Below are 21,619 nucleotides of genomic sequence, written 5' to 3'. Positions count from 1 at the left end.
ATCTACTCTATAATTCACTTAGGTTTATGAATATTTTATTTTCATTTAATATATTTTTAAAATCTTGATAAGTGCCCTTTCTATTAATTTTCACCTTTCTTTCAGGGAAAAGGCTATTTATTTTATTATTGACTTTGTTATTGATTCTTCACTCTCAGCCACTGGGTTTTGTAATGTTGGAGCAAAAGTCAAAATTGTTTCGATAAAATTTATATCATCTTCATTTAAACCATTTTTTTCATCCATTCACTTACAGTTAAAATCCCCACAAGTATCACTCCTAAAAGAATAAGACATCTGCCATACGAATAGGCCAGCTTACAGCTATTGCAATGTTCTCAGCGGTAGTTTTACTCATTCTATTCTTTTTTAAGTAAACTGGAAGTCTTGTTCTAACCATAGCAGTTGCATCTGAACGAGCGTTTTCAAATTGCGTTAACCAATTTCCGATTTTTACTATTATTTTTAAACGTTCTGGCAGTAGCTGCGTCTATTATGTTAAAATGTCTTGCCGCATCAATTACCGCATCTCCACCAGCTCTAAGTTTCACTATAACACCCATATTATAATGAGTACTGCCTAAAAATCCATTTTGAGAAGCTTAAAATGTAATAGTAATGATAACCATTGTGAACATTAAACTTTATTCAACATCCTTTAATAGGTACAATGAATATTGACACCGCGAGCGAACAAAAGCTGGAATATCGGTGTAAAGGAGTGTGTCTGTCTTGTTTGATTTAATGCCTTTAATGCTGGAGCGAGTGGGAATTTTAGTCATTTTAGCTTTTTTGTTATCAAGGATGAAGGCATTTCGGCGAATGATTCATCATGAGCATGGATTAAGCGAAAAGCTAATGCTGATTGCCGTATTTGGATCTTTTGGCATTATTAGTAATTATACTGGTGTCGAAATTGCTCAAGGCAATATCAGCTCACAAACATGGCAAATAGAAGTGGATGGAGATGCCGCAATTGCCAATACAAGAATTATGGGAGTAGTGATTGGGGGATTGCTTGGCGGTCCATTCGTCGGCATCGGCACTGGTCTAGTAGCAGGACTGCATCGGATGACATTAGGAGGATTTACCGCGTTTGCTTGCGGAGCATCTACTATTTTGGCTGGATTCGTGACCGGTTTCCTTTGGAAGCGTTTTAGAATAAAAGACAATTTTTCACCTTGGAAAGCTGTTTTGACCGGAATTTTTATGGAATGTACTCAAATGGGACTTATTCTCTTACTTGCCCGCCCGTTTGAATCCGCAGTTAAGCTTGTAGAATTAATCGCTCTTCCGATGATTACGATTAACGGATTTGGGACTCTTATTTTTATTTTAATTATTCATTCGATTCTAGTGGAGGAAGAGCGGACGAAGGCGCTTCAAACACATAAATCTTTTTACATCGCGCAGCAGACCTTGCCATTTTTCCGAAAAGGCTTAAATGAGCATTCGTGTAAAAAAGTAGCGGAAATTATTTTAAAATGGACGAAAGCAGATGCCATTTCCATTACCAATCGGGAAATTGTCCTCGCTCATATCGGTGCCGGTTCTGATCATCATAAGCAGGGGCAAACTTTAGTAACAAAGCTGACAAAAAAGGTTTTAGAGCAGGGTAAAATCATTAAAGCAAAATCGAAGGAGGAAATCCAATGCCCAAATTCTGATTGTCCGCTTCAGTCAGCGATTGTTATGCCGCTTCAAGTACACAACCAAACGGTTGGCACGTTAAAGCTTTATTTTTTAGACCCGAGTCTTATGGATAAAGTGGAGCAAGAGCTGGCGGAAGGACTTAGCAAGCTGTTTTCTACCCAATTGGAGCTTGCTGATGCAGAACTGCAGAGAAAACTGCTGAAAGATGCAGAAATTAAAGCTTTGCAGGCGCAAATTAATCCGCATTTCCTGTTCAATTCGTTAAACACGATTTCCAGCTTGATCAGAACTGATGCGGATAAAGCTAGAAAGCTTCTTTTAAAATTAAGCGTGTTCTTCCGAAGTAATTTACAGGGAGCTAGACAATTTGTCATTCCGCTTGAAAAAGAGCTTGAGCATGTTGAAGCGTACTTATCTATTGAGCAGACAAGATTTCCTGATAAATATCATGTAAGTTTTGATATTGACCAAAGCTTAAAGAAAGTAATGGTTCCGCCGTTTACGCTTCAGCCTCTCGTCGAAAACGCCATCAAGCACGCTTTTGCCAATAAGGAGCATGGGAAAGTGTCCATTCGGGCGTATGCAGAAAATGATCAAATGATCTTAATCACCGAAGATAATGGCAGCGGCATTCCTGATCATTTATTGCGCCAATTGGGAAATCAGACCGTTCAATCGAATGATGGAACAGGAACAGCTCTTTGGAATATAAAAAAACGAATAGAAGAAATTTATGGTTCCGCCGGAGCCTTCCATATTAAAAGCGATGAAAATGGAACGAAAGTGACGATTAAGTTTCCATTAGAAATGAAAGGAGAAGTAGCCGTATGATCAAGGCTTTTATCGTGGAGGATGAACCGTTGGCAAGAGACGAACTTATTTACTTGCTTAAAAGGAGCAAGCAGGTAGAGATTGTTGGGGAAGCGGAACAAATGGATGAAGCGATTGAAAAAATCCGCCAGACCGACATGGATGTGATCTTTCTTGATATACAGCTGTCATCTCATGAACAAGGGATTAGACTTGCTGAAAAGCTAATGGAGATTGATCATAGACCTGAGATTGTTTTTGCAACCGCTTATGATGAGTACGCTTTAAAAGCATTTGAGCTGAATGCGGTTGATTACATTTTGAAGCCGTTTGATGAAGAAAGGATATTTCATACAATTGAAAAAATTTCAAAGCGGCTGGAAGCCCGCCAAGAAAAAAGACCGCAATATTTTCAAATGCAGGATGAAAAGATTCCTGTATCATTAGACGACCGCATTCTGCTTATTAACGTGAAAGATATTCTTTATATTGAGTTTAATGACGGAAAAACCATTATCACTTGCCGCGATCAAAAATATGAAGTTAAAGAATCGCTTGTCACTTTTGAAAGAAAGCTGCAGCAAACGCACATCATGCGTGTTCATAGAGCTTATTTAGTCAACTTGAATGAAATAGTTGAAATTCAGCCGTGGTTCAACTCCACGTATCATGTAATCATGAAAAATGGCGATTCGATCCCGGTCAGCAGAACTTATACGAAGGAACTGAAAAAGCGATTGGGCATTTAAAAAAAGCTGAAAGCTTTAAGCAATATTTGTGACAAAATTGTTGCAATTCAATTTAAGAAATTGACGATTTATCCCCGGATTCTTGCATTTTGTTTTGAAAACCGATCATGAAGATGTTTATTTAATACAATGAATGTAAAAAGCAAGAACAAAGGGGAGGTTGCAAAAAAATGAATGCGATTACAATCGTGATTGCCTCAATGTGTATTTTAATGATCGCTTACCGTCTTTACGGAACATTTATGGCTGTAAAAGTGTTGAAGCTGGATGATTCAAAACCGACACCAGCTCACGAATTAAATGATGGAAAGGATTATGTTCCGACGAATAAATGGGTAAGCTTCGGGCATCACTTTGCCGCTATTGCTGCAGCAGGACCGCTCGTCGGACCGATCTTGGCCGCACAATTTGGATATTTGCCCAGTCTGCTGTGGCTTTTGATTGGTGCCGTAATTGGGGGAGCCGTCCATGATGCAGTCGTGTTATTTGCTTCCATGCGGCAAAAAGGGAAATCATTATCGGAAGTAGCAAAAGAAGAATTAGGTCCGGTAGCCGGCTTTTGTACAGGACTTGCCATGCTGTTTATTATTACCATAACAATGGCTGGTCTTTCCATGGTTGTTCTTCATGCATTGGAAAAAAACCCTTGGGGCACGTTTGCAGTCGGAATCACCATTCCTATTGCAATGGGAGTCGGAATTTTCTATAAGAAAACAGGCAATTTAAAATTAGCTTCAACAGTTGGCTTTATTTTATTAATGATAGGTGTTTTCGCAGGACCTTCCATACAAGAAACAGCTCTTGGGGATTGGTTGACATTCGATACTAAAACTTTGGCGCTTATTTTACCAATCTATGCATTTTTTGCTGCGGCTTTGCCGGTTTGGCTGCTGCTTGCTCCTCGTGATTATTTGAGCAGCTTTATGAAAATCGGTGTGTTCATTGCGCTGATCATTGGTGTTTTTATCATTAATCCTTCTATTGAAATGCCGGCCTTTACAGAATTTATCCACGGCGGAGGGCCGATTTTAGCTGGACCTGTTTGGCCGTTTATATCGATTACAATTGCATGCGGTGCGATTTCAGGATTTCACGCTTTTGTCGGATCGGGTACAACGCCGAAAATGCTTAATAAGTGGAGCGATATAAAAGTTGTCGGCTTTGGAGCCATGTTGGTGGAATGTTTGGTCGGCATCATGGCGCTGATCGCTGCAACAGCTCTTCATCCGGCAGATTATTTTGCGATCAATTCCGCACCGGAAGTATTCCGGACACTTGGAATGGATGTTATTAATTTACCAGCTTTAAGCCAGGAAATAGGTTTAAATTTGGAAGGAAGAACAGGTGGAGCGGTTACACTTGCAGTTGGAATGACTTATATTTTTACTGCGATTCCATGGTTTGAGAATTTGGCTTCATATTTTTTCCAATTTGTTATAATGTTTGAGGCTGTTTTCATTTTAACTGCGATTGATGCAGGAACACGTGTAGCACGTTATTTAATTCAAGATTTCTTCGGTGAAGTGTATAAACCATTGAAAAAGGTAGACTCCGTTCCGGCTTCCGTATTTGCAAGCGCTTTAGCCTGTTTTATGTGGGGGTACCTGCTTTACTCAGGAGATATTGGATCGGTTTGGGCATTGTTTGGCGTATCGAACCAGCTGATGGCGTCCATCGGACTGATTGTCGGTGCGACAGTCATTTTAAAAATTGCCGATAAACGAAGATATATGCTTACTTGCCTCATTCCGTTAGCTTATTTATTTGCTACAGTAAACTATGCAGGCTACTGGATGACCGTAAATGTTTATTTGAATCCGGAAGCTGCAGGCTACAACGTATTAAACGGAATTTTATCCATCATTATGCTCGTTCTTGGTATTGTCATCTTGGCAACGGCATTGAAAAAATGGATTGAAATATGGAATGATCCGGGCTTTCAAATGGAGGCTAAATCAGCCTGACACAAGGGTAATTGGGCGGCTCATTTGTTGATGCCGCTCTTTATTTGTTTAAGCATCACAACAGCGGTGGCGACAGAGGAGGAGAAATGATAAAACGATGGCAAAAAAACTTAATGGAAGTAATGGATCGTAAAAGCAATATCATGTACAATAACAACTAACTAATTAGTTAGTTGTATAAAAAAGGGTGATTTTTATGGCGAGAAATAAAGGAGAAGAGAGCAAAAAGAAAATATTTCAAGCTGCTGCGGAGCTGTTCGCTCATAAAGGTTTTCATGCTACAAAGATCAGCGATATTGTGGCAAAAGCAGGGCTCACGCAGGCAGCTTTTTATCTTTATTTCAACAGCAAGGAAGAAATTTTCGAACAAATGCTTGAAGATTTTGAAAAGCAGTTAATTCATTTTAGTGATGCAGGAAAAAAAGTGGCTGATATACAACCGGAGCATGTGAAAGACCATGTCCGTGAGACAATCGCTGACATTCTGAAGTTTCTCGGAAAAAATCCTCACTTAACGAAAGTTGCACTCAGGGAGAACAAAGATGATCGTTTACGAAGCATCATTGTTGAAAAAATAGCAGCAAATATGAGCAACAATCAAAGACTTGGAATTGTTAAAACGGAAATTGACACTCAATTTGCCGGTGAAGCATTTCTCTCAGTGATCGAGCACATTATTGAACGATATGTAATGACAGGAGAAAAAACAGAAAATGAACTTGCGGACCAAGTGTCCCTTTTGTTCTTAGAGGGGATTTTGAATAAAAATTAAATTTTAAAAGGAGGAACATGAAAGGTGCTGGAATGACTTTAACATCATTTCGCATTAGTGTATATGCGAAATAAAAAAACGAGATTAGATCAGTCGTATTCCATCGGATAAAATGCTATTTAAAACCGCTAACCAATTTATTCGGTTAGCGGCTGCTCCGTTTTATTAAACGTTACACGATTTGCCAGTTCTAAGTCTTTCACGGCGTCTTCAGCTGTAACAAATCCTTCCCATCCTTCTTCTTCAATGATTCGGCAAAAATCAAGGAAACGGTCTTGTACCATTGCCTCATACCACAATTGCCGCTGCTCCAATTTGATTGTCCGTTCGTATGAAATGCTGGATAGTGCTTCAAGCGGGAACGATTTATTTTTGAAACAATGAAAGGCTGAAGAGCGTACTTTTTCAACAGCGTTTTCTACCGGTTTTTTCGGTATGCTGTCTAGTATTTGATCGATCAGCTCGCCCTGTTCTTTTGAGATTTTGCCCTCTAAATATAATTTTTGGGGAATCCATCCTTCAAGTACAATCCGTCCATGAGTGCAATGAATTTCCCATTTTGTCGATTCCGGTGCGTCAGGATCCATCGTAAAGCCGTGGTAATATTGAACAGGAACTAAAGAATATATGTTGTTTCCCGAACTTTTTTCGTCTTGTTGATAAACTGGTTTTTGAAGAACGCTCGCCCAAACACGCTGTTTTTCACCGTTTTCCTCCGTCAGAGCAAAACCATTCGCATCGACCGCTTCTCCGAGTAAGTGGCGACCGACCTCAAAAAAATGAACTCCATGTTCAATAAAAATGCCTCCGCTTAGTTGATCATTCCAAAACCAATGGCCATTGGCGACGTGATGAGCCGAGTTGGTGAGACTTGCATGATGCACGAATCCAAGCAGCCGATGGCGGACGATCCATTCAACAGCTTCTACTAGCGGATTGTAACGCAATACAAGGTTCACGGCGAATGCACGCTTTTGTTTTTTTGCATAGTTCGCATTTTCCAAAAGTTCCTTGGCATAAAGGGCACCAGGTTTTTCTAACAAGACATGCTTTCCGTGTGTTAAAGCCAGTCGGCTAAGTGAGGAGTGAAGATGGGGCGGTGTTGCTAAAATGACAATATCGATTTCAGGATCGGCTATAAGGTCGGCTGCCTCATAATATTCTTTTGGCGTTATCGCATTATGTCTCTGTTTTTGATAAGCAGCCATCACGCTCTCCCGTTTTGTATCCGTCCTTCCTGCGACAGCTGTCAATTGAAATTCAGGCAGCCGTGCAAGCGCACCGGACAAAAAAGTGGCAAAAGCGCCCGCACCTGCGATCCCCACTCGGTAAGTCTTCATCTTGCCAGACATGGTGTTTTCCCCCTTTACGTTATGGAATTTGACAACTTCATTATAAACGAAAATATAGTCTCGTAAATTTTGAATTGCACAATTAGTAGGATGTATATTTTTCAAAACCGATTCTGTAAAGTGTAAAAAAAGTTTGAAAGATTTGCGTGAATGAGAGCAAGGAAATGACAGGATGATCGTTGAATCAAATCTAGGAAACCTGCTCAAACAACGATTCCTAACAAATAACTTTTAATTATTTATTTGTATGCAAAAGCGATTGCCATCATGATTCAAAGGAAATTCGGGATTTGCTTCCGGAAAAATCCAATCTGCCTTGATTATAAACATTAGAAAATATAGCTTTTCTGCAAATGGGCTGATGCGGACAGTTTGGAATCACTTATTGATGCTAAGCTTGTTGAACAAAAATCAGCTTTCGAAAATATTTGCCGGCGCTTCCATTAGTTTAGTTGAGACGGGGAAAAAATATAACTGATGCAACGAAATTTTTTATTGTAATGTTTAAAATATTAAAACAATAAATTCGTATTTTTTGATATGATGAAAGTAAGGTTTTGCAAAAAGAGGTGTAAAATGGATTTTCCTGTTTATATACATTTGGGTCCTGTTTCGATTCATCCGCATTTATTTTTTGAGACTTTGGCTTATTTTGTCGGTTTCAGAGTTTACTTGCATACGAGAAATAAAGAAAGAATTCCGCTTGATAAGGCGATGTGGGTCGTGATCGGTGCGATAGCCGGGGCTGCGTTAGGATCAAAGCTCCTGTATTGGCTTGAAAATCCTGTTGAAACGCTGAAAAATGTGACGAATCTCAACTATTTAATGGCCGGGAAAACGATCGTCGGTGGATTGCTTGGAGGATTGATCGGAGTTGAAACTGCAAAAAAGCTAATCGGCTGGAAGCGCTCGACAGGCGATGATTTTGTCTTACCGCTTATTATTGGCATGAGCATTGGCAGGATAGGCTGTTTTTTCACCGGCCTCTCAGACCATACGCACGGCACCCCAACGACTTGGGTGACGGGTGTTGATTTTGGAGACGGCGTGCCGAGACATCCAACTCAAATATATGAAATTGTCTATTTATGGCTGATCGGTTTTTTCGTTCTATACATAAGAAAAAAGAAAACAGCTCCGTGGGAAGGGTTTCTGTTCCAGTTTTTTATGGTTTCCTATTTGCTGTTTCGCTTTTTTATTGATTTTATCAAGCCGACACCTCACCCGTATTTTGGGTTAAACAACATTCAGTTAGCAGCTTTCGTCGGATTGATGTACTATTTGTTCCTTATAAGGAAAAAAAGAAGGGAGAAATTTCAGTATGCCAAATAGACCATACATTTTCTATGAATTAACGAACAGCATTTGTTCGAAATGTTTGCGGAAAACGGAAGCAAAAGTCATATTTGAGAATGATCAAGTTTTTTTAGTAAAACATTGCCGTCATCATGGAAGAGAAAAAGTATTGATCTCAACCGATATCGAATATTACAAAAAATGCCGTGAATTTTTGAAGCGTGCAGAAATGCCGTATCGCTGGAATACCTCCATTCAATACGGGTGCCCGTATGATTGCGGCTTATGTCCGGATCACGAGCAGCACAGCTGCTTGGCATTGGTGGAAGTTACGGATCAGTGCAATTTGCAATGCCCGATCTGTTATGCGGAGTCTTCCCCGAAAAAACAGAAATGGCGCCCACTAGAGGAAATTGAGAAGATGTTTGATGCGATTGTGAAAAATGAGCGGGAACCAGATATCGTTCAAATCAGCGGCGGTGAACCAACGATCCATCCACAGTTTTTCGAGATATTAGAAATGGCGAAATCGAAGCCAATTAAGCATATAATGGTGAATACAAACGGAATTAAAATTGCCCAGGACAAAAAATTTGCTGAAAAGCTGGCTCGCTACATGCCCGGATTTGAAATTTATTTGCAGTTTGACAGTTTTGAAAAAGAGGCGTTAATCGATCTGCGCGGAGTAGATTTGCGTGCAGTCCGAGAGAAGGCAATAGAACATTTAAATGAATACAACATTTCCACAACATTAGTTGTCACGTTAAAAAAAGGTGTAAACGATCAGGAGGTCGGAAAAATCATTAAATACGGTCTTTCGCAGCAGGCAGTCAGGGGAGTCACCTTTCAGCCGGTGCAAATTGCCGGAAGAACAAAAAATTTTAACCCTGCAACTGACCGATTAACGTTGAGCGAAGTCCGCAGCATGATTATCGAGCAATCGGAGGTTTTTCAAGCAGACGATATTATTCCTGTCCCTTGCCATCCTGACTGTTTGGCTATGGGGTATGCGCTGAAGTTAAACGGGGAAGTGAAGCCTCTGACGGGTATGATCGATCCGCATATTCTCCTTGAAGGAGATCAAAATACGATCGTATTTGAACAGGATGAACAATTGAAACATAAAGTTTTTGAGCTATTCAGTTTAAATCATTCTCCCGGCTCTTCCGCGATGTCACTAAAAGATTTATTATGCTGTCTGCCGAAAGTAGCGATACCGGAAAATATCAGCTATAACAATGTGTTTCGTGTAATTATTATGCAATTTTTAGATGCTTATAACTTTGATGTTCGTTCAGTTAAAAAATCCTGTATTCATATTGTACATCACGACGGCCGCATCATTCCGTTTGACACGTATAACTTGTTTTACAGGGACAGCCTTGAAAACCGGCTGAAAGAAATTCAAACAGAAATGGCGATGACTGTGCATGAATGAGCATACAAAAGACATTTGGAAAGGCATCGGTATTGTGCTTCTTTTACATGGGCTATTGTTGATTTTTCCGATTACGATCTTTTTTATCGGTTTTGTTCAGGTGATTTATATCATTCCAGCAGTCGTGATCGCCTTAATGAAAAGAAAAACAGCGATTGCTCAAGGAATACTGATCGCAGCTGGGATTACGTTTTTAGTGAATACAGCATGTTTCGGAGTGTTTATGATGGGATGGTACTAACGTAAAGAGTTTACAAACATGGTATAAAAAGCTGTAAATAAAACTTGTAGAGAAAAATTTGTCCTTCTCTACAAGCTCTGTAGCGCTAATCTAGGGGAAAATGGTCAAATTCTAGGATTACAAATTTCTTTTTTTAACTTTCATAATGCCCTTTCGCCTCTTTTTTCGGCCATATTGTATAGCTGAAGCTCCATAAAAAATCGATAAACAGGATGAACGTCCATTTTGCCGAAAATGATAGAAGTGCTTCTGTTTTCTGGAAATCGTTGACGAAAAGAACCATGAACAGGAGAAGTGCATTCCCAATAATCCATGCTAGAAGGTGGCGGTACCAGCCTTGCCGTTCATAAGCAGCATGCTGTTTTCCGAATTGAGGCCGTTTATTTGGCCGCTTTCCTCCAGCAAATCGGTAAGCAAACTGTTCATCCGCCCATTGAATCATCCGTTTGCCAAATGCAACCGAAACCCCAATATATACAGCAGACAATCCGTGTACAAAATGAGCTGTTGCGCCGTCTTTCAAATCGAAAACCGTTGCGATGATTAAAACAAGATCGATAAGAGGCGTACACAATAGAAGGAGCGACCCGATTTTTTTCCAGCCTAGAATATATCTGGCGAATAATCCGGCGCCGACAAATATCCAAAACAAAATTTCGCATATGACAATGAGCCAACCGATCATGATTCCACTCCTTTTTAAAACACACGTATTAAATAAAAATTTAACACAAGTGTATTAAAAAAACAACCATGATATAATAAAAATATGCCGAAAAAAGTGGATCACGTAAAACAAAGAGAAAAAATTGCTGTAGCGACATGGAATGTCATTGCGAAAGGCGGGATGGAAAAAGCAACCGTTCGCAATATTGCGAGAGAAGCAGGAGTTTCCGTTGGTTCATTAAGACATTATTTTTCAACTCAAGCAGAACTGCTGTCGTTTGCAATGAAATTGGTGTCGGAAAGGGTGAGTCAACGAATTAACGAAATTGATTTTTCTATGCCGCCGCTTGATGCAATGAAAAGGATGATCCGGGAGGTTTTGCCGCTTGAAGATGATACAAAGAAAGAAATGGAGGTATGGTTTGCTTTTACCCAGAAAGCTCTTTCGGAGCCGGAACTTCAGCCTTTAAGCAAAGAAGTATATCTTAAAATGCGTTATGGATTTGAACAGGTCATCAAGACTTTAGTCAAACTTGATCTTGCGCGGCCGAATATCAATGTAGAGCTGGAGGTGGACCGTCTGTATGCGCTGATCGATGGCTTGGCCATTCATGGATTAATGCATCCGGAATATTTATCTAATGAGATGATCGAATCCATTTTGGACAGTCACTTAAAATCTTTGTGCAAACAAGAGGTTTTATAATGGTTTCCGTCGAAACTAAGAATATAAATCAAACAAATTCGCATCCTTAAAAAAATGAAAGTTTAGGAATCCTTTCTAGCTTCTGATATAAAAGGAGGTGGGAAAATGGTTCAGCTTTATTACACAGATCAATTCAGTTTTTCACCTATTGTTGCTCTGCAGCAATCATTGAAAGAACATGAGAAAAAACAGTCTATTGTTGAAAAAATATATGAATCCAATCTTGGGGCCCAATCAGAAAAGGACAACATAAAAGATTTGAAGAAGGAAGCGCTGGCACGCGGATCTGTTCTGAAAACAATCACGTTAAAAAGGGGAAAGTCAAACGCTCTGATCGTTCCTTGGAAATCAACTAAGTTCTACGCGAAAGCAAGGGGGCGGGCAGGATTTGGGCGTTTTGACCGCCTCGGTGAAAAAATTGATGATCTAGCTTCAGAATATGTTTATTTAAAAAACTGGATTGAAGAAAATTTTTTTGGTGAACAACGAAAAGAGCGGCTCGACAAACTCGATCAATTTTTTCAACAAAGCATCCAACAGTTAGCTGATTCTTTTTCAAAATCAGTTGGCGGCTTTTTTGTGAAGCATGGTCTCCCAGACGTGAAAGAGGAGATGTATAACGACATTTTAAAAGCTTATGAACAGCGCATTGGACAATATACATCTTTTTTACGCAAGCATGAGAATTATGCCCAAATCGACAGAACGGATGTTGAACAGCTGTTAAGGGGCAGCCATACTTTTAAGTTGGAGGCGCTCCGCCAACAATTTTTACAAAAGGAAAGCGCTTTAGAAACAGGCGATCAATATACGATATATGATTTTGAAGCGGCTGGATCCTTTTATCAAGAAGCGGTCCGAACAGAACATGGCTATACGGCTGCAAAAAGCGAAGAACAAATCGGGATTGAACTCGGATTATTAGGGATGAAGCTGGAAGCATTGCTTCATACACCATTGTCTGAAAAAATGCGCGGCAACCTTGAGCATGTATACCAATCATTTATCCAAAAAACGATTGAATCATACAACCGCTTCCAGGAGGAAAAGAGGGAAGAAGCATATGGACGGAGCAAAAGGGCTTATTCCATACTTGATTCGAAAATCATCGATGACATTATTTCAAGCATGAGAAGGCACGTAAAAGAAAAAAATATAGATCATGTCTTTTTGCATATTATACCGTCTGCTTACGTTTCATATGAACAAAAAACAAATGATGCGAATTGGAATGATCTTGTCCGTTATCATTCCTCAAAAAACGACTGGGACATGTTTTTTCAAAATGATTGGTCGGCGCATCATGCGTATTATCCATTTACTTACAATAATCTTATCAACAATTGGAACTCTTTTATAAATAAAACAGAGGGTCTATTGGATATGAAATTTGATCAAGAGGCGGTCATTTTTGAAGCGAGAATTTAATTTATGAAGAAATGGATAATCAAACATTAAATGGAAAAAAGTCCGTTCTTTGAAATCATTTACAATGTTGCGATGGATGTAAAATTCATAAATTTGAAGGGAAAATGGAGATTCACGTCAAAATCCCAGTATTTTACCTCTGGGACTTTGACGTGGATTTTTTTATTTCGGGTGCAAGTAGTAATAAAATGGAAAGGTCTTTGCATCATAAAAAAAGGAAAAGCAGATCAAAAAAAATTCATCACCGTTATGAAGACATAATGAGCGGCCGCACCGCCTAAATTTCATAGTTTGAGGAGTAAAGTAAGAATTGTTCCTCTAAAAAAACTTGGGAAGGTTAGTCAATGTAACAAAGGATGTATACATTGATAACCTGACGATTCGGTTCTTTTACACGTGGTAACAGACGAATTTAAGTAAATAAATTAAATCAAACTTTGCAATGTGAGCAATTGACAGATGTCATGAACTGAAAGAAATGCAAAAGGAGGACACGTCGTTATTGATGACCGTTGTTCCTCCTGCCCATTTGCGGTCAAAACGAATTACATTTCACAGCTCTGATCGTTGCATAGTCCTCCGCCATCAGCTGCCAGTGGTTTGAGCGGCGAAGAAGAGTTTTCTTCATCCCATATTTTTTGAAAGCTTTTCAAAAATACTTCTGTTGGCTGCGCCCCAGAAATGGCATATTTGCGGTTGATGACGAAAAACGGCACACCTCTGACACCGAGACGTGAGGCTTCCTGTTCATCCTTTCTAACTTCCTCTTCCAATTGACTGCTTGAAAGAACTTGCTTGACTTCGTCGCCATCCAAGCCGATTTCTTCTGCGAGTTCAACTAAAACTTGATGGTCACTGATTAATTTCGATTCAGTGAAATAAGCATAAAAGAGCCGTTCGTGCATTTCTCTTCCTTTCCCTTTTTTATCTGCATATTTCGCTAATCGATGGGCATCGAACGTATTTGTTGGCTTCATTTCCTCGAAGCGAAATGTCAATCCGACGGACTCTGCCTGTTTGGCAACATCGTTATTTGCCCGCTTCGCTTCCTCAACGGAAATGCCGTATTTTTGAGCAATGATTTCATGGATGGAAAGATCGTATTCCTTTTTGGCGGTTGGATCAAGCTCAAAGCTGCGGAACACGATTTCCGCTTGCTCCTTGTGCTGAAACAGCTCGAGCGCTTTTTCCATACGCCGCTTTCCGATATAGCAAAATGGGCAAACATAATCAGACCATATTTCAATTTTCATGTTTTCACCTTCTTTTATCAATCAATCGCACATCCATTGTATCGAATGAAAAGAAACAACTTCAACTTTTTCGACTTGACAGAAAGAAACAGGAAAACTTCATTTTTCATAAAACATTAAAATGATTGAATCTGTTTCGGACCTATGACGTTTGCGAAAAAAGCGTGAGATTTATCTGCAAGAAGATGTAAAATGTTGATCAACGGAATGGAATCGGAGCGTTTCATGTAAAACGGCCAGCGAAACATTAGAACTAACAGCGATTTTGTTAATATTACAGATGAAATCAACCTGAAGCCTTTTTATTAAAAAATTACGGAGAAAAATGAACTTTTTCCTTTCACGATTTGTATAAACAAATGAATGATGGGAAAGGAGATGACAATTATGCCTGTAACCGGCTGGGTAATCAGTTCAATTGTAGGCGGAATCATCGGAACGATTTTCGGTGTTTCGATCGCTTCTTTAAATAAAAAGGTCGTTCGGGATCGATGGGGAAACATTGATTTTAAAAAAACCGATCTTTATTTCTATTGGACCCGTTGGGATACGATTACGGTTATATCCGCAATTTATTCATTTTGCTGCCTCACAGGACTCTTTATCTTTCTAATAAGGGGAGATAACATTAACAGTCCTGTCATTCAATTTTTCCTTCATCAATCGTTTATGTTTACTTTAATGACGTTTCTTTGGTTCATCGGAAGAATCCTGTATGTGTTCAAAGGAATTAAAGAGCGGTGGTCAGATGAATTTAACAGATGAAAAGCTCATGGAAAAATTTCAAAACGGTGATACGGAAGCTTTGAACGAGCTTTATGAACGATATCGAGCACCGCTTTTCCGCTTTATTTACCGTTGTACACGGGACGACCAGCTTAGCATGGATGTCGTTCAAGATGCATTTTTGAAGCTGCAGCAAAAAAAGCATTACTTTTCCCCTGAAAAAGGGAGGCTGAAGACATATCTTTTTCAAATTGCTTATCATACGATGATCAGCAAAATAAATATGAGAGCAAGGTGGCACCGTCTTCTTCCGTTTTTATATAAAGAGCCTGTCAACATATCCCGTTCCGATGAAAAAATGGAGGTCGAGCGGATGCTTCAATCGCTTTCAAACGAACAGCGGGCCGTTATCGTATTGTTTTATTATCATGATCTGTCACAAAAGGATATTGCGCGCATCTTAAACATACCTTTGGGCACGGTGAAATCAAGGCTGCATCAAGCGGTTCAAAAAATGAGGAAAGAATGGGGGATCGAATCTGATGGAAAAGGATCGTGAAATTGATAAATTATTAAAAAAATATACAGTGGAAGTACCGGATTTTCCAATGAAAAAGTCAAAAATGGAGAAGCTTGCTAATTGGCTGTGTGAAAAGGCTTCATTTCCGATTCCTGAAGAACGAATCACCTTTAAAGGGATGGTATGTATTCAGGTTATTCCAATTGTTGTTTCGCTAGCTGTTTCGGTTTGGATGATTTTGTGAACCGATGGATGGGATCATCTTTGCAGGTTGATCCCTTTTTCCATGAATTGCTCGCCGTTTAACTGACACTTGAAACAGGAGCTTCTCAGTTCTATAACGAAAGCATTGAGAGTGCAACGGACAGTCCTGCCTGCTAACTCGGCGAATCTGCTCTTATGTGACGCGGATCTTTTACAGTATGAAAGCTTGGCTCACACAACATTTTTTCTATGCTAAGAACATATTTTAGAGAATGGAAACTAGCGTTCAGCACGTTAGGGAAGCCTTCATTTATTGGAATGCACCTTTCACGCGTTTGAAGAAGAGGAAGTTTGCCAATTTTCATACAAATTGATTGACAGGTTGATAGTTAAATAGTTTAATAGTTAAATAGTTGAACTATTTAAAATAGGGGGCAGACAATGGATCGAAAAAAAATAGATGAATTGATCGAACGGTATATTAAGGTTTCGTTCATTGTAACGAAAAGAGCGGAAGAACTTGTGAAATGTGAAATTGATCCAGATATCACAAACGAACAACACTATCTTTTGCGCTATATCCATCAAAAGGAAAGGTGCACTTCAACAGAACTAGCTAATGTTTTTCGAGTGAACAAAAGCGCGATCACAGCGATGATTAATCGGCTTGTTGAGAAAGGATTTGTTCGGCGAATTCGCGATGAAAAAGACAGGAGGGTCATTTATTTGGCTTTGACTGAAAAAGGGAGCAATTTGTTTGCAAGCACAGAAGAGAGAGTTCATAAAGTTGTAGGATCGTTCATAACAAAATTTTCGGAGGACGAGATCGAATCGTTTATTCAAACCTATGAAAAATTGGCAAACGTATTGCTTGAACTGGAGGTTGAGTCATGAGGGCAATCCTGAAAGGAAAATGGTTTGTACTCATTTTATGGCTTGTTGCTGTTATTGGTTTGCTCTTTACATCGCCAAACATGGAGGAGCTTGTGCGCGAAAAAGGGCAAATTACGGTTCCAGAAGGTTATTCCTCTTCGATTGCGAATGACATTTTAAAAGAAATTCAGAGCAAAGAGCATTCAGGAGATCTAATATCAGTCGCCCTTGTGCTGCATAATGAGGACGGGCTGACAAAGGAAGATTGGAAAGAAGCGGAACAAGCTGTAAAACAGCTTGAACAAAACAGCAAGAATTTACGGATTACAGAAATTGTTTCGCCTTTTCATCAAGAGGAGTTAAAGGATCAGCTTGTTTCAAAAGATAAAACCACCATCTTGACGTCAATACAAATGGAAAGAGACGGAAGAACGGCAAAAGAAATGACATCCGCTCTTTATAAAGTGATCGATAATATTTCATTGGAGCATTATTATACCGGCAGCTGGATCATCGATGAAGACGTTATTGTCAGCTCGCAGGAAGGAGTGAAAAAAACAGAAGGCATAACAGTCGTGTTTATTTTGATCGTCTTGCTGATCGTTTTCCGCTCGCTTATAGCGCCATTTGTGCCGCTCTTGACAGTCGGCATTACATATTTGGCATCACAGTCAATTGTCGCCTTTTTAGTTGAAATGGTGAATTTTCCATTGTCCACTTTTACGCAAACATTTTTGGTTGCCATTTTGTTCGGGATCGGTACAGACTATTGCATTTTACTGCTAAGCCGCTTTAAAGAGGAGCTTGGCAAACAAGAAAGCCGAACTGAAGCGATTATAACAACCTATCGCACGGCTGGAAAAACTGTGTTTTTCAGCGGTTTAGCCGTTATGATCGGCTTTGCGGCGATCGGATTGTCATCATTTAAGCTTTATCAATCGGCTGCGGCAGTCGCTGTCGGAGTCGCCATCCTGCTGGTAGCACTTATGACGCTTGTTCCGTTTTTCATGGCTGTGCTTGGCCCGGTGTTGTTTTGGCCAGTTAAAGGAAATCTGGAACATAAACAGAGCAAGCTATGGGACTTTGCAGGACGTTTTTCGTTCACCAGACCGCTTGTTTCTTTAATCATCGTAGGAATTATTACCCTCCCAGTGCTGCTTTCCTATGACGGCAAGCTGTCGTTTAATTCCCTTCAAGAAATCGGGGATGATTACGACTCTGTCAAGGCTTTTAATATTATTTCGAAAAGCTTCAACCCAGGCGAAGCGATGCCGACAAAAATTGTGATCAAAAATGATGACAACATGAATAGGACGGAATATTTTGCTTTAATTGAAAAAATAAGCAGAAGCATCGAAAAAGTTGAAGGTGTCGAGACGGTCCGCTCAGTAACGAGACCGACAGGCGAACAGATCGACCAATTATTTGTGACAGAACAGGCGAAAACGCTGAAAGACGGAATTGGTCAGGGAAATGAAGGGCTTGAACAAATCAGCTCCGGTTTGAATGAAGCGAGCAAAGAGCTTTCTGCATCATCTCCGAAATTAAAACAAGCTACAGACGGTATTGAAGCGCTCGTTTCCGGAACAAATGAATTAAAAGCAGGCGTCGGTGAACTTGAAAAAGGGCTTTCGCAAGTTAAACAGGGGATCGAGAGCGGATCAATGGGGGCCGGTGACATAAAGAAAGGGCTTGAGACCGTTCAAAACAATGCGAAAAAGCTACAATCCGGCGCAGAACAGCTTTTGAAAGGATACGAAACAGCCGGAAGCAGTCTATATTCATTGCTGAAACAATATCAACAGATGGAATCACATCTCGGTCAATTGTCAACACATTTATCCGGCATGAGTGAATCTTTAAACCGCATCGAACAACGACATCAGCAGCTTCAGCAGGATGCTGAGTATCAACAGGTAAAAATGGCAGCTTCCCAGCTTAGTGAACAAGCAAAACAAATGAGAAGCGGATTTCAGCAAATTAACGGAGCGCTTCAGCGAGTGACAAATGGAATAGAGCAGGCGAACCGTTCATATTCTGAATTACTTTCAGGTCAAAAAGCGCTCGTTAATGGAATGGGAGAGCTCATCAACGGGCTTGATCAGCTGCAAAAAGGGTTGAATAAAGCAGCGGTTGGACAGCAAACCATCATTTCAAAATTGCCGGAGCTGTCTAACGGCTTAAGCCAAGTCAACAATGGACAGGAGGAATTGCTGCAAGGTTTTTCTCAGCTGGATGGACAAATGAATCAGCTGATTTCAGGCCTTGACAAAAGCGTGGATGGTCTAAATCAAGTAGCCGATGGTCTCGGTTCTGCCGAAAATTACTTATCGGGTCTTTCTTCTTCAAATCAGGAAATGGCAGGCTGGTACATGCCGAAGGAAGTGCTTGAAAGCAAAGAATTTGCGGATGCGAAAGAAGCTTACTTATCGAATGACGGCAAAGTGACAACCATTGATGTTGTTTTCGAGAAAAATCCATATTCAACTTCAGCGATGGATCAGCTTACTGAGGTCAAACAAGCGGTGGAGTTTACCGTAAAAGACACGAAGCTTGAAAATGCGAAAATTGCCTATGACGGGGTTACTAGCATTTACTCCGACTTGAACGAGATTTCAGCAAACGACTACTCCCGCACAGTTGTATTGATGCTGATAGGGATTGCTCTTATATTAATTGCATTGCTGCGCTCGTTTGTCATGCCGATTTATTTAATTTTATCGCTTATTCTAACGTATTACACATCAATGGCGGTGTCAGAAGTCATTTTCGTTCGCCTTCTTGGATACGACGGTTTGAACTGGGCAGTTCCATTTTTCTCATTTGTCATTTTAATTGCGCTTGGCATAGATTACAGCATCTTCCTTATGAACCGCTTCAACGAATACAGAGATTTGCCTGTCACAGAAGCGATGCTTTCAGCTATGAGTCATATGGGAACGGTCATTATTTCCGCCGCGGTCATTTTAGGCGGAACATTTGCAGCGATGCTTCCGTCCGGTGTTCTGTCGCTGCTCGAAATTGCCACAATTGTTTTAACGGGATTATTTTTATATGCTCTTGTTGTACTGCCGCTATTTGTACCGGTGATGGTCAAAATGTTTGGTAAAGCGAACTGGTGGCCGTTTATGAAAGAGGAATAAGCGAGAAGGGAACATACGCTTTGTGCGTAGGTTCCCTTATTTTCATTTGTGCTATGAGAGACTTCTGCTATCAATGAATTGAACGGAATTTCCGCACTTGAAAATTGTCTTCAAGTAATACCCAATTTTGTGGGAACGGATAGCCAAGTACCCAATAACTAATTCCCCGTAAACCGTAATCCTTTACCGCATCAAATTTTGCCCGGGTGCTGCGCGCATCTTCAAACCAGACCTCATGCGTACGGCCTTGTTCATCCACATACCGATAAAACGGAGATTGAGATGTTCGATCATACTGTATCACAGCACCGTGTTGAACTGCTCGACGAATCGCTTCTTGCATATCAAATGTTTCTGCTTCCTGACCTTGAACATGGGGAAGGAGCCAGTCACGAGCATATACTTGGAAGCCCATAAAGATTTTATTTCTTGGAATGACGGTTACAGCATAATCTAGCACTTGTTTGATTTGATTAAGCGGAGAGATCGCCTGAGGAGGTCCAAGCCTATAACCCCATTCGTATGTCATTAAAATAACGAAATCTGCAATTCTGCCGTGTGCGGCATAGTCGTGTGCCTCATATAATATTCCTTTTTGTTCTGGGCTCGTTTTAGGGGCGAGCGCGGTCGAAACAAAATATCCTTCTTTGTGCAATCGGTCAACGGCTCGCTGTAAAAATTGATTATATAACTCACGATCGTCAGGATATACATTTTCAAAATCAATATTTAATCCACGATAACCTTTTTCTTTCATAGTGTTTATAATGGTGGTCAATAATCGATCTTGCAGTTCCGTATTTGAAAGGATGGCATGAGCCAGCCGTGACCCGGGGTCCCTGAACGTAAAATTTGTTATGCTCATCATTGGTATCACTTGTTCTGTTAAAGCAGCTTGAAGAATCGCTGTGTCGTTTATTGCATCGAGTCCGCCGTCTTCCCGGATGATGTAGGCAAATGGAGAAACGTATGTTAAAAAGCTGCCAGCTTCTCGAACTTCTTTGCCTCCTTCTTCACCTGCATGGATCGTATATGCATTTACGTCAATGACTGGTTTTGCAAAAGGAATCGTTAATCTTGTCCCCGGATAAAGAAGGTCGGGATTTTGAATTCGATTGGCTTTGGCAATTTCCTGTACGGATATACGGTAAATTTGAGAAATTTGCGATAAATTCTCTCCAGGCTTCACAGTATGGATGCGAGGCCGAATGTTTAAAATCATTCCCGGATTAATTTTTGAAGGATCACTAATATGGTTAGCCTGAACAATAGACCCGACGGCAACTCCATATTTTTGGGCAATTTGCCATAATGTTTCCCCTGCTCGGACGATATGTTGACGAAAAGCAATGGGAATCACAAGTGATTGGCCAATCAGTAATCGATTAGGATCGGGCAGACTGTTTGCAGCAATAATTTCAGAAAGACTGATACCGTAGCGTTCAGCTATGTTCCATAAAGTCTCTCCTCTTTGTATAATATGAATGATCATAAGTGCCTCCTTTTTTTGTTTATATATATGTTGAAAATGGTTGATCTAGAAAATGACATGAGAGAAAATAGTTTGCTGAATATAATTTTTTTAAGGTCTTTACATATAACAAGTGTAGTAAATTGTCGTTAATGGATAATTGAACTAATCATCAGGCCGAATATACTTGTAAACGTTGTGCTCTTCATCAAACAAATAGATCGGTCTTCATCTCCTCCTTTACAGCATCATTTTCTGTGGGGGTGCTAGAAAATTATTTAACGGGTTTGATTCTCATCTGAACGGCAGGTTTGCACTTTCAGACAACAAAAATTTATTGATAAATTCTGTTGT

General features: G+C 40.1%; 19 protein-coding genes. 14 read left to right on the top strand and 5 right to left on the bottom strand.

The annotated features are described in order from the left end of the window. Positions 1–117: 117 nt before the first annotated feature. On the bottom strand, positions 118–246 hold the full coding sequence (locus tag NSQ94_RS10260; protein ID WP_339199844.1) for a hypothetical protein: 129 nt from the start codon (positions 244–246) through the stop codon (positions 118–120). A gap of 486 nt (positions 247–732) precedes the next feature. Here NSQ94_RS10260 and NSQ94_RS10255 point away from each other — a divergent pair, with 486 nt between their 5' ends. From NSQ94_RS10255 to NSQ94_RS10240, 4 genes are all read left to right on the top strand, one after another. Then, positions 733–2,484, top strand: a complete 1,752-nt coding sequence (locus NSQ94_RS10255; protein WP_094245720.1) for a sensor histidine kinase — start codon at positions 733–735, stop codon at positions 2,482–2,484. Further along, positions 2,481–3,212 carry a LytTR family DNA-binding domain-containing protein gene (locus NSQ94_RS10250; protein ID WP_066246670.1) on the top strand — a complete coding sequence of 244 codons (732 nt, stop codon included), beginning with the start codon at positions 2,481–2,483 and terminating at the stop codon, positions 3,210–3,212. Before NSQ94_RS10255 ends, NSQ94_RS10250 begins: the two co-directional genes overlap by 4 nt. 170 nt (positions 3,213–3,382) lie before the next feature. Then, positions 3,383–5,176 (top strand): carbon starvation protein CstA, encoded by a 1,794-nt coding sequence (gene cstA / locus NSQ94_RS10245; protein ID WP_063389551.1) that lies wholly within the window; start codon positions 3,383–3,385, stop codon positions 5,174–5,176. A gap of 196 nt (positions 5,177–5,372) precedes the next feature. Next, complete coding sequence (locus NSQ94_RS10240; protein WP_063389550.1) at positions 5,373–5,948, top strand: TetR/AcrR family transcriptional regulator; 576 nt, start codon at positions 5,373–5,375, stop codon at positions 5,946–5,948. Between the two features lie 137 nt (positions 5,949–6,085). On the opposite strand, the gene NSQ94_RS10235 is transcribed toward NSQ94_RS10240, so the two are convergent. After that, on the bottom strand, positions 6,086–7,300 hold the full coding sequence (locus NSQ94_RS10235) for a Gfo/Idh/MocA family oxidoreductase (RefSeq protein ID WP_327848626.1): 1,215 nt from the start codon (positions 7,298–7,300) through the stop codon (positions 6,086–6,088). Positions 7,301–7,876: 576 nt separating this feature from the next. On the opposite strand from NSQ94_RS10235, the gene NSQ94_RS10230 reads away from it, so the two are divergent. The 3 genes from NSQ94_RS10230 to NSQ94_RS10220 are packed head-to-tail and all read left to right on the top strand — an operon-like array spanning position 7,877 to position 10,275. Further along, positions 7,877–8,632 (top strand): prolipoprotein diacylglyceryl transferase family protein, encoded by a 756-nt coding sequence (locus NSQ94_RS10230; RefSeq protein WP_311067264.1) that lies wholly within the window; start codon positions 7,877–7,879, stop codon positions 8,630–8,632. After that, positions 8,622–10,034 (top strand): radical SAM protein, encoded by a 1,413-nt coding sequence (locus NSQ94_RS10225; protein ID WP_144597988.1) that lies wholly within the window; start codon positions 8,622–8,624, stop codon positions 10,032–10,034. The genes NSQ94_RS10230 and NSQ94_RS10225 overlap by 11 nt, the downstream gene beginning before the upstream one ends. Further along, complete coding sequence (locus NSQ94_RS10220; protein WP_063389546.1) at positions 10,027–10,275, top strand: hypothetical protein; 249 nt, start codon at positions 10,027–10,029, stop codon at positions 10,273–10,275. The genes NSQ94_RS10225 and NSQ94_RS10220 overlap by 8 nt, the downstream gene beginning before the upstream one ends. A 133-nt stretch (positions 10,276–10,408) precedes the next feature. Here NSQ94_RS10220 and NSQ94_RS10215 read toward each other — a convergent pair whose 3' ends face one another. Beyond that, a complete protein-coding gene (locus tag NSQ94_RS10215; RefSeq protein WP_144597989.1) occupies positions 10,409–10,960 on the bottom strand; it encodes a hypothetical protein in 552 nt (183 codons plus the stop codon). 84 nt (positions 10,961–11,044) lie between these two features. On the opposite strand from NSQ94_RS10215, the gene NSQ94_RS10210 reads away from it, so the two are divergent. Both NSQ94_RS10210 and NSQ94_RS10205 read left to right on the top strand, forming a co-directional pair. After that, positions 11,045–11,647: a TetR/AcrR family transcriptional regulator gene (locus NSQ94_RS10210; RefSeq protein ID WP_063389544.1), complete on the top strand. Its 603-nt coding sequence runs from the start codon at positions 11,045–11,047 to the stop codon at positions 11,645–11,647. 105 nt (positions 11,648–11,752) lie between these two features. After that, positions 11,753–13,075, top strand: a complete 1,323-nt coding sequence (locus NSQ94_RS10205; protein WP_144597990.1) for a hypothetical protein — start codon at positions 11,753–11,755, stop codon at positions 13,073–13,075. A 545-nt stretch (positions 13,076–13,620) separates the two neighbouring features. Here NSQ94_RS10205 and NSQ94_RS10200 read toward each other — a convergent pair. After that, complete coding sequence (locus tag NSQ94_RS10200) at positions 13,621–14,328, bottom strand: DsbA family oxidoreductase (RefSeq protein WP_144597991.1); 708 nt, start codon at positions 14,326–14,328, stop codon at positions 13,621–13,623. A gap of 387 nt (positions 14,329–14,715) precedes the next feature. On the opposite strand from NSQ94_RS10200, the gene NSQ94_RS10195 reads away from it, so the two are divergent. From NSQ94_RS10195 to NSQ94_RS10175, 5 genes are all read left to right on the top strand, one after another. Then, positions 14,716–15,093, top strand: coding sequence for a hypothetical protein (locus NSQ94_RS10195; RefSeq protein ID WP_063389541.1), 378 nt, complete (start codon positions 14,716–14,718; stop codon positions 15,091–15,093). Further along, positions 15,077–15,613: an RNA polymerase sigma factor gene (locus NSQ94_RS10190; protein WP_094245727.1), complete on the top strand. Its 537-nt coding sequence runs from the start codon at positions 15,077–15,079 to the stop codon at positions 15,611–15,613. Before NSQ94_RS10195 ends, NSQ94_RS10190 begins: the two co-directional genes overlap by 17 nt. Continuing rightward, complete coding sequence (locus tag NSQ94_RS10185; protein ID WP_094245728.1) at positions 15,597–15,818, top strand: hypothetical protein; 222 nt, start codon at positions 15,597–15,599, stop codon at positions 15,816–15,818. Before NSQ94_RS10190 ends, NSQ94_RS10185 begins: the two co-directional genes overlap by 17 nt. A 401-nt stretch (positions 15,819–16,219) precedes the next feature. Next, a complete protein-coding gene (locus tag NSQ94_RS10180) occupies positions 16,220–16,672 on the top strand; it encodes a MarR family transcriptional regulator (RefSeq protein WP_327863395.1) in 453 nt (150 codons plus the stop codon). Next, positions 16,669–19,794, top strand: coding sequence for an MMPL family transporter (locus NSQ94_RS10175; protein ID WP_339229004.1), 3,126 nt, complete (start codon positions 16,669–16,671; stop codon positions 19,792–19,794). Before NSQ94_RS10180 ends, NSQ94_RS10175 begins: the two co-directional genes overlap by 4 nt. A 70-nt stretch (positions 19,795–19,864) precedes the next feature. On the opposite strand, the gene NSQ94_RS10170 is transcribed toward NSQ94_RS10175, so the two are convergent. Next, entirely contained in the window at positions 19,865–21,286 is a 1,422-nt protein-coding gene (locus tag NSQ94_RS10170) for a LysM peptidoglycan-binding domain-containing protein (RefSeq protein ID WP_339229002.1), read from the bottom strand. Between the last annotated feature and the right edge of the window lie 333 nt (positions 21,287–21,619).

It is taken from the genome of Aeribacillus sp. FSL K6-2833 (assembly GCF_037965815.1).
Taxonomy (GTDB): Bacteria; Bacillota; Bacilli; order Bacillales; family Aeribacillaceae; genus Aeribacillus; species Aeribacillus composti.
The sequence above is the reverse complement of the archived record's forward strand: the minus strand, read 5'-3'. Positions and strand labels throughout refer to the sequence as shown.

Coding starts and splice junctions, on each gene's coding strand:
- NSQ94_RS10260 (WP_339199844.1), bottom strand. CDS start 246: ATGGATGAAAAAAATGGTTTAAATGAAGATGATATAAATTTTATCGAA.
- NSQ94_RS10250 (WP_066246670.1), top strand. CDS start 2,481: ATGATCAAGGCTTTTATCGTGGAGGATGAACCGTTGGCAAGAGACGAA.
- cstA (WP_063389551.1), top strand. CDS start 3,383: ATGAATGCGATTACAATCGTGATTGCCTCAATGTGTATTTTAATGATC.
- NSQ94_RS10240 (WP_063389550.1), top strand. CDS start 5,373: ATGGCGAGAAATAAAGGAGAAGAGAGCAAAAAGAAAATATTTCAAGCT.
- NSQ94_RS10235 (WP_327848626.1), bottom strand. CDS start 7,300: ATGTCTGGCAAGATGAAGACTTACCGAGTGGGGATCGCAGGTGCGGGC.
- NSQ94_RS10230 (WP_311067264.1), top strand. CDS start 7,877: ATGGATTTTCCTGTTTATATACATTTGGGTCCTGTTTCGATTCATCCG.
- NSQ94_RS10225 (WP_144597988.1), top strand. CDS start 8,622: ATGCCAAATAGACCATACATTTTCTATGAATTAACGAACAGCATTTGT.
- NSQ94_RS10220 (WP_063389546.1), top strand. CDS start 10,027: ATGAATGAGCATACAAAAGACATTTGGAAAGGCATCGGTATTGTGCTT.
- NSQ94_RS10215 (WP_144597989.1), bottom strand. CDS start 10,960: ATGATCGGTTGGCTCATTGTCATATGCGAAATTTTGTTTTGGATATTT.
- NSQ94_RS10210 (WP_063389544.1), top strand. CDS start 11,045: ATGCCGAAAAAAGTGGATCACGTAAAACAAAGAGAAAAAATTGCTGTA.
- NSQ94_RS10205 (WP_144597990.1), top strand. CDS start 11,753: ATGGTTCAGCTTTATTACACAGATCAATTCAGTTTTTCACCTATTGTT.
- NSQ94_RS10200 (WP_144597991.1), bottom strand. CDS start 14,328: ATGAAAATTGAAATATGGTCTGATTATGTTTGCCCATTTTGCTATATC.
- NSQ94_RS10195 (WP_063389541.1), top strand. CDS start 14,716: ATGCCTGTAACCGGCTGGGTAATCAGTTCAATTGTAGGCGGAATCATC.
- NSQ94_RS10190 (WP_094245727.1), top strand. CDS start 15,077: ATGAATTTAACAGATGAAAAGCTCATGGAAAAATTTCAAAACGGTGAT.
- NSQ94_RS10185 (WP_094245728.1), top strand. CDS start 15,597: ATGGAAAAGGATCGTGAAATTGATAAATTATTAAAAAAATATACAGTG.
- NSQ94_RS10180 (WP_327863395.1), top strand. CDS start 16,220: ATGGATCGAAAAAAAATAGATGAATTGATCGAACGGTATATTAAGGTT.
- NSQ94_RS10175 (WP_339229004.1), top strand. CDS start 16,669: ATGAGGGCAATCCTGAAAGGAAAATGGTTTGTACTCATTTTATGGCTT.
- NSQ94_RS10170 (WP_339229002.1), bottom strand. CDS start 21,286: ATGATCATTCATATTATACAAAGAGGAGAGACTTTATGGAACATAGCT.